The organism is Bacillus cereus group sp. BfR-BA-01441 (assembly GCF_022663075.1).
Lineage (GTDB): Bacteria > Bacillota > Bacilli > Bacillales > Bacillaceae_G > Bacillus_A > Bacillus_A cereus.
In genome coordinates, this window is the sequence record NZ_JAKUEU010000261.1 from 1 (window position 1) to 452 (window position 452).

Genomic DNA, 452 nt, shown 5'->3' on the forward strand with positions numbered 1-452 from the left:
GCGAAGGGAAGATACATTTACTGTATAGTTTCCGCTTGCTGGTTTTACTTCTTGGTTGTTATTATTCGTATTGTTGTTTGAAGAACCCCCATTAGAAGAAACGCCAGATACGAATTCGCCACTTACATAACCTACTTGTCCATTATGGTTAATTTTCACCCAACCATTTTCTTGTCCAATTACGTTTAATGTTTGTCCTGCATATACACGTCCAGAAACAGAACTAGAAGTGTTAGGAGCTGTACGTACACGTAATACATCAGCGGTAACTTTATTGTTTCCACCTGTGCTTACATTGTTGTTTGCTGCTCCACTTTTTGATACAAATTCGCCACTAACAAAGCCTGTTTTTCCGTTAATGTTAATTTTGAACCAACCATTTTCTTCGCCAATCACGTTTAGTGATTGACCGTTATAAACGCGTGAGATGATGTCGTGAGAAGTGCTTGATC

Annotated in this window: 1 protein-coding gene; it reads right to left on the minus strand. The window is 38.7% G+C overall.

The genetic code is table 11. The features are described from left to right. Positions 1 to 452, minus strand: a 452-nt coding sequence (locus MR107_RS30395) for an SH3 domain-containing protein (RefSeq protein WP_242293183.1), incomplete at both ends; no start/stop codon positions are given.